This window comes from Bacteroides sp. (assembly GCF_019417265.1).
GTDB lineage: Bacteria > Bacteroidota > Bacteroidia > Bacteroidales > Bacteroidaceae > Phocaeicola.
In genome coordinates this window covers 22,726-37,975 of record NZ_DXVR01000008.1, presented here as the reverse complement: position 1 = coordinate 37,975, position 15,250 = coordinate 22,726, and the positions used below count along the sequence as shown (strand labels likewise).

12 protein-coding genes are annotated in these 15,250 nt (G+C 41.7%); 1 reads left to right on the top strand and 11 read right to left on the bottom strand.

From position 1 onward, the window contains the following. Positions 1-295: 295 nt before the first annotated feature. The gene (locus QZ379_RS02265) at positions 296-775 is read right to left on the bottom strand and encodes an S-ribosylhomocysteine lyase (protein ID WP_291557849.1); all 480 of its coding nucleotides are present in this window, start codon (positions 773-775) and stop codon (positions 296-298) included. Between the two features lie 34 nt (positions 776-809). Next, positions 810-1,505 carry a 5'-methylthioadenosine/adenosylhomocysteine nucleosidase gene (locus tag QZ379_RS02260; RefSeq protein ID WP_291557846.1) on the bottom strand — a complete coding sequence of 232 codons (696 nt, stop codon included), beginning with the start codon at positions 1,503-1,505 and terminating at the stop codon, positions 810-812. A 143-nt stretch (positions 1,506-1,648) separates the two neighbouring features. Here QZ379_RS02260 and QZ379_RS02255 point away from each other — a divergent pair, with 143 nt between their 5' ends. After that, a complete protein-coding gene (locus QZ379_RS02255; RefSeq protein ID WP_291557843.1) occupies positions 1,649-4,138 on the top strand; it encodes a hypothetical protein in 2,490 nt (829 codons plus the stop codon). A gap of 151 nt (positions 4,139-4,289) precedes the next feature. On the opposite strand, the gene QZ379_RS02250 is transcribed toward QZ379_RS02255, so the two are convergent. From QZ379_RS02250 to metG, 9 genes are all read right to left on the bottom strand, one after another. After that, complete coding sequence (locus tag QZ379_RS02250; protein ID WP_291557841.1) at positions 4,290-5,066, bottom strand: glycosyltransferase family 2 protein; 777 nt, start codon at positions 5,064-5,066, stop codon at positions 4,290-4,292. Then, positions 5,059-6,321, bottom strand: a complete 1,263-nt coding sequence (locus QZ379_RS02245; protein WP_291557840.1) for a glycosyltransferase family 4 protein — start codon at positions 6,319-6,321, stop codon at positions 5,059-5,061. The genes QZ379_RS02250 and QZ379_RS02245 overlap by 8 nt, the downstream gene beginning before the upstream one ends. Positions 6,322-6,425: 104 nt before the next feature. Then, the gene (locus QZ379_RS02240; protein ID WP_291557838.1) at positions 6,426-7,334 is read right to left on the bottom strand and encodes a glycosyltransferase; all 909 of its coding nucleotides are present in this window, start codon (positions 7,332-7,334) and stop codon (positions 6,426-6,428) included. Between the two features lie 144 nt (positions 7,335-7,478). Then, positions 7,479-8,579, bottom strand: coding sequence for a hypothetical protein (locus QZ379_RS02235; protein WP_291557836.1), 1,101 nt, complete (start codon positions 8,577-8,579; stop codon positions 7,479-7,481). Between the two features lie 16 nt (positions 8,580-8,595). Next, positions 8,596-9,690, bottom strand: a complete 1,095-nt coding sequence (locus tag QZ379_RS02230; RefSeq protein ID WP_291557834.1) for a glycoside hydrolase family 99-like domain-containing protein — start codon at positions 9,688-9,690, stop codon at positions 8,596-8,598. 8 nt (positions 9,691-9,698) lie between these two features. Next, positions 9,699-10,664 (bottom strand): glycosyltransferase family 8 protein, encoded by a 966-nt coding sequence (locus QZ379_RS02225; RefSeq protein WP_291557832.1) that lies wholly within the window; start codon positions 10,662-10,664, stop codon positions 9,699-9,701. Between the two features lie 3 nt (positions 10,665-10,667). Beyond that, positions 10,668-11,615, bottom strand: coding sequence for a glycosyltransferase (locus tag QZ379_RS02220; RefSeq protein ID WP_291557830.1), 948 nt, complete (start codon positions 11,613-11,615; stop codon positions 10,668-10,670). Beyond that, a complete protein-coding gene (locus QZ379_RS02215) occupies positions 11,612-13,057 on the bottom strand; it encodes a lipopolysaccharide biosynthesis protein (protein WP_291557828.1) in 1,446 nt (481 codons plus the stop codon). The genes QZ379_RS02220 and QZ379_RS02215 overlap by 4 nt, the downstream gene beginning before the upstream one ends. Before the next feature lie 75 nt (positions 13,058-13,132). Continuing rightward, positions 13,133-15,175 carry a methionine--tRNA ligase gene (metG, locus tag QZ379_RS02210; RefSeq protein ID WP_291557826.1) on the bottom strand — a complete coding sequence of 681 codons (2,043 nt, stop codon included), beginning with the start codon at positions 15,173-15,175 and terminating at the stop codon, positions 13,133-13,135. Positions 15,176-15,250: the final 75 nt, after the last annotated feature.

The window sequence follows — 15,250 nt, the reverse complement described above, 5'->3', positions numbered from 1 at the left end:
GATGGCCAATGAGGAGTGTTATATGTATTCTTTTATAGGCCTATGAGTGATGATTGAACAAAGTTATATCATATTTCTTGATATGGTATATAGTGGAACGCATTTTTTTTGCAGGTGGTAAACATTATGCTTAAAATGTGTTATTGATTACAACTGTTGATTAGATATGATAAACGCCTAGTGAATGGGGCTTACTTTGTTCACTAGGCGTTTTTAGGGGGATATATACACAAAACATTACATAATTATATGATTTGTCACAATAGTGGAATTTATGTTATATTTCCTGAATTGTTTATACCGGATAGTTCAAATTATCCTCAGTAGCTTTTTCCAGTATCTCTTCCAGATATTTCTTTGCTTCCCATTTTGCCATAGGAAGATTCATCATCAGATAGTTACCGCAGTCTTTTGCTGTAGCTCCCGGAACTTCACCTTCATAATCGGCGATGAAACGGAAAGTTTCTATCATCAGCGGAAGTATATCTGCCGATTTCAAATCACCTTTTACTACAAGATAGTTACCTGTTAGGCATCCCATAGGACCCCAATATATAATCTTGTCTGCCCATACAGGATGGTTGCGAAGGAATGTAGCAGCTAAGTGCTCTATTGTATGGATAGCCGAAGGACTTAATACCGGTTCGCGGTTAGGTTCCTTCATACGGATATCGAATGTAGTCACAGTCTCTGTTCCTACCTGGTCCTGTCTTGACACGTATATTCCGCGTAGCATGCGGATGTGGTCGATTGTAAAGCTTGGTATCTTTTTCATGAGTGAAGAATTAAAAATTAATAATTAAAAATTATCAGATTCTATTCGGCAACGCCTTCAGGAATGTTTCCGTTACCTTGAATGAGCGGTTCGCCATCTCTCCCCAGAAGTTCAGATACTGGTCGAAGTGGTTCTCTGCTCCCGGAGTGTCGCTGATGATTCTGAAGCTGATGAAAGGAACCTTATACAGATAGCATACCTGGGCTATTGAAGCGGATTCCATGTCTACAGCCAGACCTTCGTGGAAGTTGGATTTTATTTCGTCCAATTCCTTGCGGTCAGTGATGAATTTGTCGCCTGTGCAGATTAGGCCACCGTGGATGGCTGTTTCAGTGTCGAGCGACATTGCTGTATTGTATAGAGTTTCGTTACCTTCGAAGAAAGTGGGCAGTCCCTGAATCTGTCCGTAGGCATTACCTTCTCCGCACCATACATCGTGATATACTATATTGCGGCTCACTACCACATCCATCACCTTCAGGCAAGTGTCTATACCTCCTGCCACACCGGTGCTGATAATACAGTCAGGCTGGAAGTTGTTAATCATCTCTACTGTGCCTGCTGCGGCATTCACCTTTCCTATACCGCACTGCATCAGTACTATTTCGTTGTTGTTGATTTTTCCTTCAATGTAGCTGAAAGGACCTTTATTCGATTCTTTTATCTCTGTAAGCTGGTTTGCCAGTTGCTTCTGTTCGGAAGACATGGCTGTGATAATTCCTATTTTCATTATGAGTTTTTGAGTTCTTTAGTTTTGACTTCTGTTCCAAAAACGGTAACACAAATTTATTTTGTGGCAAATTTACAATTTTTCAATCAGTATTATGTTATCTTTGCCAACTGAAATGTCAAAAACTAACAAACTCATAAACAATGAACTCATTCAAGAAATTTATTCCGGACCTGGTGGCTGTGATTCTGTTTGCGGTAATATCGTTTGCATACTTCTTTCCGGCAGTCACAGAGGGACGAGTGCTGGCACAGGATGATGCCGTTGCAGGTATAGGTGCCGGACAGGAGCAACAGGAGTATCTGGAGAAGACAGGTGAGCGAACCAGATGGACAAACTCCATATTCGGAGGTATGCCTACATACCAGATGGCGCCGAGCTACGATTCTACCGAGGTGCTTGGATTCGTACAGAAACTGTATGGATTGTTTCTCCCGTCGTGTACATGGTATGTATTCATCATGCTTTTAGGATTCTATATCCTGCTGCGTGCATTCAATTTCAAGGTATGGCTGTCGGCTCTCGGTGCTATAATATGGGCTTTCTCGTCCTATTTCTTCATCATCATTGCAGCCGGACATATATGGAAGCTTGTCACATTGGCATATATTCCGCCGACTATAGCCGGAATGGTATTGGCATATCGCGGAAAGTATCTTGTGGGAGCATTGCTGACAGCTCTCTTCGTAGCATTGCAGATAAAGGCAAACCATCCGCAGATGAGTTATTACTTCCTGTTTGTGATGCTGTTTATGGCAGTGGCTTACTTTGTCATGGCTTACAGAGAGAAGAAACTGAAGGACTTCTTCAAGGCTTCTGGCGTGCTTGTGTTTGCAGGAGTAGTAGGCGTATGTGTGAATCTCTCAACTCTGTATCACACCTATCAGTACAGCAAGGAGAGTATGCGCGGCAAGAGCGAACTCGTCAAGGAAAATTCTGCAAATCAGACAGACAGTGGGCTGGAACGTGACTATATAACTCAGTGGAGTTACGGTATAGGTGAAACATTCTCATTGCTTGTACCTAACGTGAAAGGTGGTGCATCAGTACCTCTTGCAGCCAATGAAGATGCCATGAAGAAGGCAAATCCGATGTATCGCGGCCTGTATTCGCAGTTGGGACAGTATTGGGGAGAACAGCCGGGCACATCAGGTCCTGTATATGTGGGGGCATTTGTGATGTTTCTTTTCATATTGGGATGCTTCATCGTGAAGGGACCTATGAAGTGGGCATTACTGGCAGGAACAGTCTTCTCTATCGTGCTTTCGTGGGGTAAGAACTTCATGGGAGTTACAGACTTCTTTATCGACTATGTACCGATGTACAATAAGTTCCGCGCCGTATCGTCTATACTTGTAATAGCCGAGTTCACAATCCCTCTTCTTGCCATCATGGCGTTGAAGGTGATTATGGAGCGTCCTTCTGTCATTAAGGAGAATTCCAGAGGTTTCTATATCAGCCTTGGTCTGACCGGTGGATTGTCACTGTTGTTTGCCGTTGCGCCGCATGTGTTCTTTTCTTCTTATATTTCTACTATGGAGATGTCTGCCCTGCAAAATGCCATACCTCAGGACCAGCTTATACCTATTCTCGCTAACCTTGAGGAAGTCCGCGTGTCGATATTTACGGCTGATGCGTGGAGAAGTTTTGTTGTCATACTGATAGGTGTAGCATTGGTGTATGCCTATTCTGTGGGAAAACTGAAGCCGAAGACTACTATAGCACTTCTCACATTACTTTGCCTCGTAGATATGTGGGGAGTGAACAAACGCTATCTTTACGACGAACAGTTTGTGGCCAAGAGCAATATAATGAAGCCGTATCTGCAACCGTCGGAAACCGATAAGGAAATCCTGAAAGATACATCCTTGGACTACAGAGTGCTGAATTTGGCGGCTAATACCTTCAATGAGAACAATACCGCATACTGGCACAAAAGCATAGGCGGTTATCACGCTGCAAAGCTCCGCAGATATCAGGAAATGATAGAGGAACACATTCAGGGAGAGATGAGCGGTGTGTTCTCAAGACTCTCGGAGGCAAATGGAGATATGGCTAAGGTGGATGCAAACGCATTCCCTGTGCTGAATATGCTGAATACAAGATATTTCATTCTTCCGCTTCAGGGTGGAAAGACAGCTCCTGTGTTCAATCCGCATACCTACGGAAATGCATGGTTTGTGGATAATGTGGAGTATGTGGACAATGCCAACGAAGAGATAGACGCACTGCATGATATTAATCCTCGCCATACGGCAGTGGTAGACAGGCGTTTTGCCGAACAGGTCAGAGCTTCGTCAGCGGCCGATTCTTTGGATACTGTGGTTCTGAAGGAATACCAGCCTAACGCACTGAAATATGAGGTCAACTCGAAGAATGGCGGAGTAGTGGTATTCTCTGAGATTTATTATCCGGGATGGATATCGACTATAGACGGCGAAGAGGTGGAACATGGGCGTGCAGACTATATCCTGCGTGCGATGAATGTTCCGGCAGGAAAGCATGTGGTAGAGTTCAGGTTCGACCCTAAGTCGCTTCACCTCACTGAAACTATTGCATATATAGCATTGGTTTTGCTTGCCGTTGGGGGCGTAGTTGTTATTGCGACGGAATACAGAAGAAGAAATTCTTAGACATAGAAAGCGTGACACGTACGTGACGCGGGTGGAACACGTTCGTGTCACGCGCGGAACACGAGCGTGTAACGAGCGGAACACGTACGTGTCACGGTTTATAAATATAGGCGTTTCACGGATTATTAACGCAAATAATCCATGAAACGCCTTATTTCTTCAGTACTGCCCTGATTATAAACCATAAGTGATATGCCACAGTAGATATATATCCGTAGTGATGGCACATAATATGGAAACGTTCCATCAGCGAGGCCTTATGATTGCGCGTGGTCATGCCCTCGTTCAGATAGTCTGTTACTGTAAGTCCGGAATTATGTATGTTTCTGCTTTTCTTCATTATGCGAATGCACCAGTCGAAATCGGCCGAGAAACGGTATTTCAGGTTATATGGCTCTGCTACAGCAAGTTCACGACGGGCGAAGAATGCCTGATGACACACTAACATGCCTTTTTTGAAGCTTTTCCATGTCAGTACTTCGGGTGCTGAAAGACGGCGCATCCTTATGAAATGTCCGTTCTCGTCTACTATCTCCGTTTCGCCGTATATCACGTCCGGAAGCGTTTCGCCTTTGATGCTGTGTACCATACAGAAGAGGATATCGTCTTCGTGAAGTTCGTCTCCGGCATTAAGGAAGCAAACATAATCGCCTGTGGCAAGTCTGATACCCTTGTTCATGGCATCGTACAGCCCTTTGTCCGGCTCGCTCACCAGATGAGTGATATGCTGTCTGTATTTGTCTGCAATCTTCAGAGTGCCGTCTTTCGAACCGCCGTCTACTATTATGTATTCTACGTTCTTGTATGACTGGGTGATGACACTCTGTATGGTATCTTCAAGAACCTTTTCGGCATTATACGTCACGGTGATAATGCTGAACTTTGGATGCAGGTGCTGTATGTGGTAGTTAGGAACGGTGTTATGCATTTTTACCTGTTAACTTATTGTAGATTTGCAGATATTTGTGAGCCACTATCGATTCGGAGTAAGAGTTTACAGCCTTGCGGTGAGCTTCCTCGCTTAGTGTCTGATAGTCACCGTCGGTCAGTACCCATTTTATTCCGTTTGCGAGGTCAGATGCCGATTTGTATTCAGCTACATATCCGTTGTGCAGGTGGTCTATCATCTGTGGAATTCCTCCGGTCTGGAAACCTACGCACGGAATACCGCACGACATTGCTTCTACTATGGTGTTAGGAAGATTATCCTGCAGCGAAGGAGTGACGTATATATCAACGGCATTGTATATATCTACGAGTTCTCTCTCGCTCTTTACATAATTCATGGTATATATAGGAAATGGGAACAGCGATGAATATTGTTCCGGATGTGCCCCCAATATTACCACTCCAAGTTTCTCTCTTAGCTCAGGATTGTTCTGTGTCAGTATCTTGCAGGCCTCTATCAGATAGTCTATGCCCTTGCGCTTGTCTGTTATCTTTACAGAGCCGAAAAGCAGAAGTTTCTTGTCCTGAGGCAGGTTGAGCTTCTCTCTTGCCTGGTGTTTGTTGCGAGGCATGAAGAGATTGGTGTTTATGGCATTAGGAATGCTTGTGATATTTTGTTTGCTTATGAGTGCACTGTTTCCGGCAGTTTCAGCAAGCCAGTTACTGCATGCTACGAAAGTTATTTTCGAGTTTGAGAATATCCTGTTTTTCTTCTTGAAGACAAGGTATGACAAGTCTTTCTTATGAGGTTTCAGCAGTAGTTCGCAGTTCTGACACTGTTTTTCGTATTTTCTGCACGTTCCGGCATAGTGACATATGCCTGTGAAAGGCCACATGTCGTGCATGGTCCATACTACCGGTTTACCTGATTTAAGAATCTTGTCGATGTCGTTCAGTGACAGCATTCCCTGATTTATCCAGTGTAAGTGTATAACATCTGCCTGTATGAACTCGTGCAGCTTGGTTATATCCGTTCCCGTATTGGCTATATCCACAGCGAAAAGGTTGCGGCGTGTGAATCCGTTGGCTATCCATATGACAATACGCTCCCATGCAAACTGCCATATTCTTCTCCATGAACTTTTCAGAGGAATGACTGTCAGCTGGTCTGTCTGTTTTGTACGGACAAGCATCTTTGTTTTTATACCATTATTATTAAGTGCTTCCATCAGACGGTTTGCTGCAATGGCTGCACCTCCTATACGTTCTGCCGTGTTTATGATAAGTATTCTCATTTTCGGGAATTTTTTGCAAAGATAATGCTTACTGTCATTGTTTATCCTAATTGGTATAGGAATAATTTGGCAGAATATAGTTAAAAACGCTATTTACGGGTTGTTTATCTTCCGAAATCACCTTTAAGTGTACGTTTTATTCTTCTGATGGCTTTTGCCATGAATGAGTTTGTACGTGCATAGTATTTCACGTAAGCCTGTCTTGCTTCTTTGTTTTCTATAGCCGGAGAGATTCTTTTCACTTCTATTCTGCTCATATATAGGTTTGATGAATACAGTCCTCCTCCTCCGCAGTTTGTACCGCTGCCGTCGAAGCCTTCGTTCTGGACAAGTGACTTGCCCACGTTTAATGAAAGTATATCCTTGAGGAATAAGGAGGCGTTCCATCTTATCGCCCATGAATTGTTCTTTCCTTCAATCTGCCGGCGAAGCATACGTGTGTATCCGTATTTTCCGTTGAAGTCGAAAGTGTATGTCAGTTTTCTGTCCTCAAGTTCTTTAAGGAGTGCCTTCCCATCTGGATTGAAATGCTTCCATGCACGTTCCCAGGTAGCCCATCCCCAGCTTCCGGCCCATTTTATAAGGAATGTGTCGGGGAGTGCGGAGTCCTGCGTGAAGTCGCATCCCTGTATGTGTCCTACTTTTTCTTCATCTTTGTAGGTCTCCAAAGCATCGTTCATAAACTGCAGGAAATATGGTGCGGTAATAAGGTCGTCCTCCAGCACAATTACTCTTCCGTACTCTTTCACACGTGTAGTCACTCCGTCTATGATGCTTCTTGCAAGTCCCCGGTTCTTCTCTCTCTCAATGATGTTTATTTCCTTAAATCCGTTGATAGTGTGTATGTATTTTCTTACTTCGCTCACAGCTTCTTGCTGTTCAGGGGTGCGTGCCGCGTCGGAATATATATGGAGTATACTTTCGGCAGCAAGTGTATTCTTCTGCAATGCTTCTACTGTCCGGCGTACATGCTCCGGGCGGTTGTAGACGAAGAGGAGTATTGGAGCATTCATGTGGTTTGAGTTTGTGAGTTTTTAAGTTTGTGAGTTATGGGTTGACAAGTTGACGAGGCTCTCCATACGGATGAATTGAAAATCGACGAAGTCAATCAACGGTCAGCGAAGCTAAAGCCTTGTCAACTTGTAACTGATACCTTGTTACTTGAAAAAGCAGAGTCTGTCTGCAATTTTGTTATACCATTTATAGGGTCTTGCTTTTCCTGCTTTTCTTTTTTCCTCGATGCAGTTGGCAAGTGACTGTATTGGAGCATCAAAGAACAATTCTTTCAAGACTTTTCGCTGTTTTGCCAAAAGTTCCTGATACAGATCATGATTCTTCTCCAAACGGTTTATAAGGCTTATCATCTGGCCCATATTCTTCACGTCACACTCGTCAATTATCAATTCGTGGTGTGTGACTTCGTTCTTGTTCATAATGGCTAATGTACCTAAAGAAACAGCCTCTGCCACAGAGTTTCCGCGTATATGTCGTCCTCCCATCTTTACGAAATACTTCGCGTCATATATACTCTTCAGATTGTCGAATATACGCTGTTTGTGGAGAATTATTTCATATCCGGCATCTGTCAGCGGCTGGAAATGTGCCGGAGCCTTTGTTACGGGACGCTCTGTAGTCGAATTGATTTCCATGAAAATCCCTTTATTCTCAGAAGTACGTCCGAGGTACTGCTGCATGATATTCTGTAGTGTATTTGAACTTAGGAATGTATATGGGAAATCCATTATTCCAAGTTTCTTCGAAACTATTCCTCTTGCCATCTGATTCATTGTGACATCATATCCGAAGTGTACGCTTCCGGTAGCCATATTGGCCTCACCTATCATATAGGCAAAAAGTGTTTGCGGATAGTTTCTGACAACGGTTGTTGGCAGACTTACGTTAATGGAAATCACAGCATCGTATTTGCCCCAGTCTATATCGTGGCAGTCGATGGAAAACTTACCGTTCGGATATGGGCTTCCCGGCTGTTTGAATTCCTGTCCCGGAATCTTGTCGAGGGTTTCTTTTTTCAGAAGATACAGATGCCTGGAAATGTGTGGTATCACCTTGCGGTAAATCTGTGTTTCGTATTCCGGTTCTTCTTTTACTATGTAGAAGTCGGCATCAAGTTCTGCCATAAGTCCGATAGGTCCTACTCTTCCCATAGACGAGAAGAGAATGTTTGCCGCGTTTTTCTCTGTTACCGGACAAACGTAAAGATCCTGATATATTTCCTGTTTTACTAAAGCTATTTTCATGCTTAAATGTTTATTCTTAAAAGACTTTGTTTATTGCTTTTTTTAGAGCCTCAAGGTATCCTCTTCCGAACTTTAAGTCAGGCTCCATGTAGTTACCTTCTGCCCATTCATTCCATGATTTTAGGAAAACTATTCTTTCTTCCTCCGGCTTTTCTTTTACATTCATGAATGTCTGTTCTGCATGTTTCTCGAATTTGTCAGGTGTCGAATTTATCAGTATGTGTCCAGCTCTTCCCGAACGAGGTGAGTGATCCCAGTTTGGTATTAGGGTAGGATAGCAGTCGGTATTCTTATCTTCAGGCCCACAAAAGTATTTTGCGGCTTTTGAATAGTCTATCCTCTGTCCTTGTTTGAAAGCAACACGCTGGAACTTGGCGTTTATGCGTTCTAATAGAGAAAAATCGTGTTTGAATACATCGAACAGTCTGATCATTATTGTAGCTTTAAATCCCCATTCCTTGTATAATCTCATTTCTTCAGTTTTTGAGGTATGTGCTACAAAATGTATTTGAAAACCGTGCGGTTTTGCCAATTCCTGCCACAGACTGATGAAATGAGCTGCATCAGGGATATCCATAGGTGAATATATAACGAAAACAGGATTACCGTTTACACGGATGTATCTTTTGTCTTTAAAAGCCGGAAGAACAGCATTGAAGTGTGCTATATAATCTTCATCTCCGGGATATAACTGTTCCATGAGCATCTTATGACCTCCGTCTTTGCTGAACTGCTTGTCTTCCCAACTGTGGTTTGCCCATGCCAGACAAAAAGGAAAATCAGGCTCGCCGCTGTTTAATACTTCGTTGAAAGGTCTTTCAAGAAGACGTCTTCCGTTACCGAACCAATAATGCCAGTAGCAGAAACCTTCTATACCATATTCTTTAGCCATTTCAGCCTGTTCCTTTCTTGTTTCCGGTACCCTAAGGTCGTAATATCCCAAATCAGCCGGAACCTTGGGTTGATAGTGTCCCTTGAACAAAGGTTTGGCTTTACCTACATTTGTCCATTCAGTAAAACCTTTACCCCACCATTTGTCATTTTCCGGTGTAGGATGAAACTGCGGAAGATAAAATGCTATGACTCTTACTTTATTCTGTTTATTGTTCATGGCCTCTCTTAAATATTGAAGTGTTTGCGGATAAATCTTCTTAAACTGTATTTCTTTATTTTTCGTGCAAAAAATTTAGGCTGGCTATATATATATTCCCATAAACATCCTGCCTTAATCATAGCTTTTAACCATTCCTTTTGTTTTGTTATCATTATACTGTTCCATGGTTTGTCCGGTCCGATGTAATGTATCTGAACAGGGTTGGCGATAGCTTTTTTAATACAATTCATCGCTTCAGTATGGCTACAGTTTAATTCAGGTGTGCCTTTGTAGAAATCAGTAGCCGACAGGTCGGCAGTATATAAGAACGTTCCAACGGAAAATCTTATAGGGACATATTTCACCATAGGCCAACAGGTGAGTATCATGCAATCCTGTTCCGGCAGAATCAGTCTTTCATAATTTTTGATATAATAATTTATCATTTCGTTCTGCTTATTGTTCTTTCTGATACTCTTTAGATTCAGCAATAGAAATCCTGCTCCAATTTCATGTTCCAGTATTTCCTGCTCTTCTTTATTGAATTTGGCTTTATATTGTTGCATTCGTCCTTTGTTCTCTATAGGACCTACACCGGCATAAATAAAGTCTTCATCCGGAAACATGAAAAAGACTTCTGATATATCACCGGTAAATACTACATCCACATCTGTACAAATGATTCTTTCGTGTTGTGGAAAGAGATCGGCAGCAATAAGCTTATAGAATATTTCTTTAGAATAGTGCGCTTTGCCTTCCAGACCTTCTATTTTCTTTTCGTATTCAGAAACATTTATGAAATGAATTATGGCATTGAAGGACTCTATAACAGAGCTTATATTACGACAATCCCTTTCTGACAGAGAAGTGTGCAGAACATACAACTCATAGGTATAATCCTGGGATGCATGTACCAGCATAGAGTGTATTGTAACTTTAGCTGCCAGAATATAATTCTTGTCGAATGTAAAAAATACCGGTATCGTTTTCATGTCTTATTTCCTTAAAATATATTGTCCATAATCTCTTACAAAAAACAATGGAATAAAGAAAGAACGTAGACTCTGTTTTATTCCGCTACAGTCTGATATCAGTTCTGCCTTATGTTTATAACAAAGGTAGCATATACTGATAAAATTTGCAAAGTTTATTTCGCTCATTTTATCGGCTATCTTTTTAGTTGTCTTGTCTGTTATAGATATTGACTTATACAATCTGAAATAATTCCTGGTAGTATTCATATTTGAACGCTTGAATAATGCTTCTATAGCTTTAATGTAACCATTAATTTTTCCTTCGCTATGCTTCTGCTTTGAAAAGGTAGATGCGTTCTCATGCCTTCTCCATCTCACAAGAGGCATGTCAATATATTTAATTTTTCCGGTTACTCCGCTCAGACTGTATATGAAATAGTCATATGAAAGATTTAATAGTGCGAAAGGTTTTAGTAATTCCTTTATGTCTTTTCTGAACATTATCTGGTGTCCGTAACTTCTTGGAATCATCAGTGCATTCAGACTTGAAGGAAACTCAGTCAGCGGTCTGCTATGAAGTTTGCCGATGACAGTTTCTGAGTTGAAAAGAATAGAGTTATGAAATATCAGAGTAGCGTTTCCTACATTGTTCATCATTAGTTCAAGTTTGTATGGCTCCCATATATCGTCTTGGTCGCAACATGCTATATAGTCACCTTTTGCTTTCAGAATTGCACTGAAAAAGTTTTTGTTGTAACCCAGATTTATAGAGTTCCTATAGAATATAATGTTCAGGTCGGGGTAACTTGTTTTATATTCATTTATGATTTCTGAAGTAGCGTCTGTGGAACCGTCATCCTGTATAATCAATTCCATTATTGGATATGTCTGTCTCAGCAGGGAGTCGAGCTGTTCGCGCAGATATTTCTCTCCATTATAAGTACACATTACAATAGAAACTGTTCTCATTTTTTCTTCTTAATTAGATATTCATAGCTTTCTTTAAATGTGACAGAACCACATAGCCACACGGTAGACAGGTATATTATACAAGCTATTATTATTTTTGAAATTAATGAAAGATAAATGTTTGATATGTAGTTTCCTACTATAAAGGTTGTCACTAACATAGTAGCAGCGGCAATGGCCATATACGGCACAATGTCTTTTAAAGCTTCCATAAGTGACAATCTGATTTCTTTCCATACAAAGTATTGCCATACAGCGAGCCATGCTATATTTATACAAACGTAAAGCTTTATCATGAAAGGTATTCCGTAAGGGTGACTTATCACCATTATAATGGTTTGGATAATACCCTGAATTATGGTACTCCACATATATATTCTTGATTTGCCTTTGCTGATAATCAGGTTTGAATAAAGATATGATATACTGGCGAACGCACTGCCTATACATAATATATGAAGGATATATGCACTTTCTGACCATTTTGAAGTTATAGCTATTGTTATCAGTTCGTTTGCTGTAATGGAAAGTCCGAACATTGTAGGAAATGTGACCAGAGATGTAAAACGCAACATTTTACGGAATATTCTTTTTTGTCTTTCAATATCATAGTCTACCTTTGACAAAACCGGTTGCGCTACACCATAGATGGTTCCTGATATAACTGAATACCCCATATAGTTCCATTTGTTAGCCTGATTGAAATCTCCTACTTCCTGACTAGAATAGAATTTACCAAGAATAACAGACAGTATATTATAGTTTATATGACCGAATATATTTGTAAGAAGTAGACGCCCGCTGAATGAAATCATATTTTTCAACGGACTAAAGTCTATCCTCAGACTTGGACGCCATGGAGAAAAATACCAGTAGAAACATGTTACAGATGAAACATAAACAAGGTTTTGTGTCGCTATACCCCAGTATGCGTATCCGTTAAGTGCCATTATTACACCGGTAATTCCTGATATTACCAGACTTATATTAAGTGCTATAGTACGTTGTCTAATCATCAGATTACGATACATGTATGCACTTTGTGCAGTACCAAGACTGGAAATGAATATACAGAGGAATGAGTATCTTGATAACAATTCCAGTTCAGGAGTGTCGTAAAAACGTGCAATCAGTGGTGAGCACATTGACAGTATAAAATAAAGGAACAGCCCCATTAAAGAACTGAACCAGAATACGGCATTGTAGTCTTTGTGCTGTATGTCTTTTTTGTTTGTGAGTGCTGCAGTAAATCCGCTCTCTTGTATGGATGATGCAATGAGTGAAAAGATACTTAACATCCCAATCATTCCATAATCTGTACGGGACAGTATTCGTGATAAGAATATCCCGAAAATAAGGTTGAGCAATTGTTGCAGGCTGTTACTTAACCCACCCCACAGAAGCCCTTTCGCTGTTTTTTCTTTTAGAGAATTGTTTGACACGTACCTGATTTTTTTATGAAAAAGGCGGGACATCCATATCCCGCCCTTTATGATTGATTTTCTGTAGTAATCTTATCAGCAAACCTGGCTTCCCGGTTTTACTTCCTTAAGCAAAGAAGTAACAGCCAGTGAACCGTCGAAGTTCTCTGCACTCAAAATCATACCTTCACTCACCAGACCGTTCTTGAACTGGCGTGGAGCAAGGTTGGCGATGAACAGAACCTGTTTTCCTACCAATTCTTCCGGTTTGTAATGCTGTGCTATACCGCTTACGATAGTACGGTTCTCAAGTCCGTCTGCAATCTTGAACTTCAGCAGTTTCTTCATCTTAGGCACTACTTCGCATTCAAGAACTGTACCCACACGGATATCAAGCTTTTCAAAATTTTCGAATGCTATTGTAGGCTTGATTGGGTTAGCCTTGTAAGCTGCAGCTTCGTTAGCCTTCTTTGTGTCAAGAAGTTTCTGAACCTGAGCCTCTATCACATTGTCTTCAATCTTTTCGAACAGAAGTTCAGCCTTACCCAACTGATGTCCTGTAGCAAGAAGGTCTGTACGTCCAAGATTTTCCCATTCGAAAGAATCCATATTAAGCATTGTACGCAATCTCGCTGAGCTGAACGGCAGGAACGGTTCGAATGCTATTGCAAGGTTGGCAACAAGCTGAAGAGCTATGTTCAGGATAGTAGCCACACGGTCCATATCTGTCTTGGCAAGTTTCCAAGGTTCTGTATCTGCAAGATATTTGTTACCGATACGTGCAAGGTTCATTGCTTCTTTCTGCGCGTCGCGGAACTTGAACACGTCAAGAAGTTTTTCTACTTCAGCCTTAACGTCCGCAAATTCTTTCAGAGTTTCACGGTCGTAGTCTGTCAGTTCGCCTGCAGCAGGAACTTTACCGTCGAAATATTTGCCTGTAAGAACGAGTGCGCGGTTTACGAAGTTACCATACACGGCAACAAGTTCGTTGTTATTGCGTGCCTGGAAATCTTTCCAAGTGAAGTCATTATCTTTAGTTTCAGGAGCATTAGCTGTGAGGACATAGCGCAGAACATCCTGCTTGCCCGGGAAATCCTTAAGATATTCGTGCAACCATACAGCCCAGTTGCGTGAAGTTGAAATCTTGTCGCCTTCAAGGTTCAGGAACTCGTTTGAAGGAACATTGTCCGGCAGAATATAGCTGCCTTCAGCCTTCAGCATAGCAGGGAAAACGATACAGTGGAACACGATGTTGTCCTTACCGATGAAGTGAACAAGACGTGTTTCAGGGTCTTTCCACCATTTTTCCCATGAGTCAGGAAGCAGTTCCTTAGTATTTGAGATATATCCTATAGGAGCATCGAACCATACATAAAGCACTTTTCCGTCTGCACCTTCTACCGGAACTGGAATACCCCAATCGAGGTCACGGCTTACGGCACGTGGCTGAAGTCCCATGTCGAGCCAGCTCTTGCACTGTCCGTAAACGTTAGGACGCCATTCCTTGTGGTCTTCAAGAATCCATTTGCGCAACCATCCTTCGTGTTTGTCGAGTGGGAGATACCAGTGTTTTGTTTCTTTCATTACAGGCTGGCTACCGCTGATGGCACTCTTAGGGTTGATAAGCTCGGTAGGAGAGAGTGTACTACCACATTTCTCACACTGGTCGCCGTATGCGCCTTCAGCGTGGCAGCGAGGACATTCTCCGGTGATATATCTGTCGGCAAGGAATGTCTTTGCTTCTTCATCGTAGTACTGTTCAGAAGTCTTTTCTATGAATTCGCCTTTATCGTAAAGCTTACGGAAAAACTCAGAAGCAGTCTTATGGTGTATTTCTGATGAAGTACGACCGTAAACATCGAACGAGATACCGAACTCCTTGAAAGAGTCGCGAATCAGTGTATGATAGCGGTCAACAACGTCCTGTGGGGTTACGCCTTCTTTTTTGGCACGGATTGTGATAGGTACTCCATGCTCGTCTGATCCACCGATGAAGATTACATCTTCTTTCTTCAGGCGAAGATAACGGACATAGATGTCAGCCGGCACATATACGCCTGCCAGATGTCCTATATGTACAGGACCGTTGGCATAAGGAAGTGCCGATGTCACGGTTGTTCTTTTGAATTTCTTTTCCATATATATTGTTGACTTTAAATATTACTTTAACTCTAATCTCTGCAAAGATACAACATAATATGGAATATAGTCGCA

Coding starts and splice junctions, on each gene's coding strand:
- QZ379_RS02225 (WP_291557832.1), bottom strand. CDS start 10,664: ATGAAAACGATACCGGTATTTTTTACATTCGACAAGAATTATATTCTG.
- metG (WP_291557826.1), bottom strand. CDS start 15,175: ATGGAAAAGAAATTCAAAAGAACAACCGTGACATCGGCACTTCCTTAT.
- QZ379_RS02265 (WP_291557849.1), bottom strand. CDS start 775: ATGAAAAAGATACCAAGCTTTACAATCGACCACATCCGCATGCTACGC.
- QZ379_RS02240 (WP_291557838.1), bottom strand. CDS start 7,334: ATGAATGCTCCAATACTCCTCTTCGTCTACAACCGCCCGGAGCATGTA.
- QZ379_RS02220 (WP_291557830.1), bottom strand. CDS start 11,615: ATGAGAACAGTTTCTATTGTAATGTGTACTTATAATGGAGAGAAATAT.
- QZ379_RS02235 (WP_291557836.1), bottom strand. CDS start 8,579: ATGAAAATAGCTTTAGTAAAACAGGAAATATATCAGGATCTTTACGTT.
- QZ379_RS02255 (WP_291557843.1), top strand. CDS start 1,649: ATGAACTCATTCAAGAAATTTATTCCGGACCTGGTGGCTGTGATTCTG.
- QZ379_RS02230 (WP_291557834.1), bottom strand. CDS start 9,690: ATGAACAATAAACAGAATAAAGTAAGAGTCATAGCATTTTATCTTCCG.
- QZ379_RS02245 (WP_291557840.1), bottom strand. CDS start 6,321: ATGAGAATACTTATCATAAACACGGCAGAACGTATAGGAGGTGCAGCC.
- QZ379_RS02250 (WP_291557841.1), bottom strand. CDS start 5,066: ATGCATAACACCGTTCCTAACTACCACATACAGCACCTGCATCCAAAG.
- QZ379_RS02260 (WP_291557846.1), bottom strand. CDS start 1,505: ATGAAAATAGGAATTATCACAGCCATGTCTTCCGAACAGAAGCAACTG.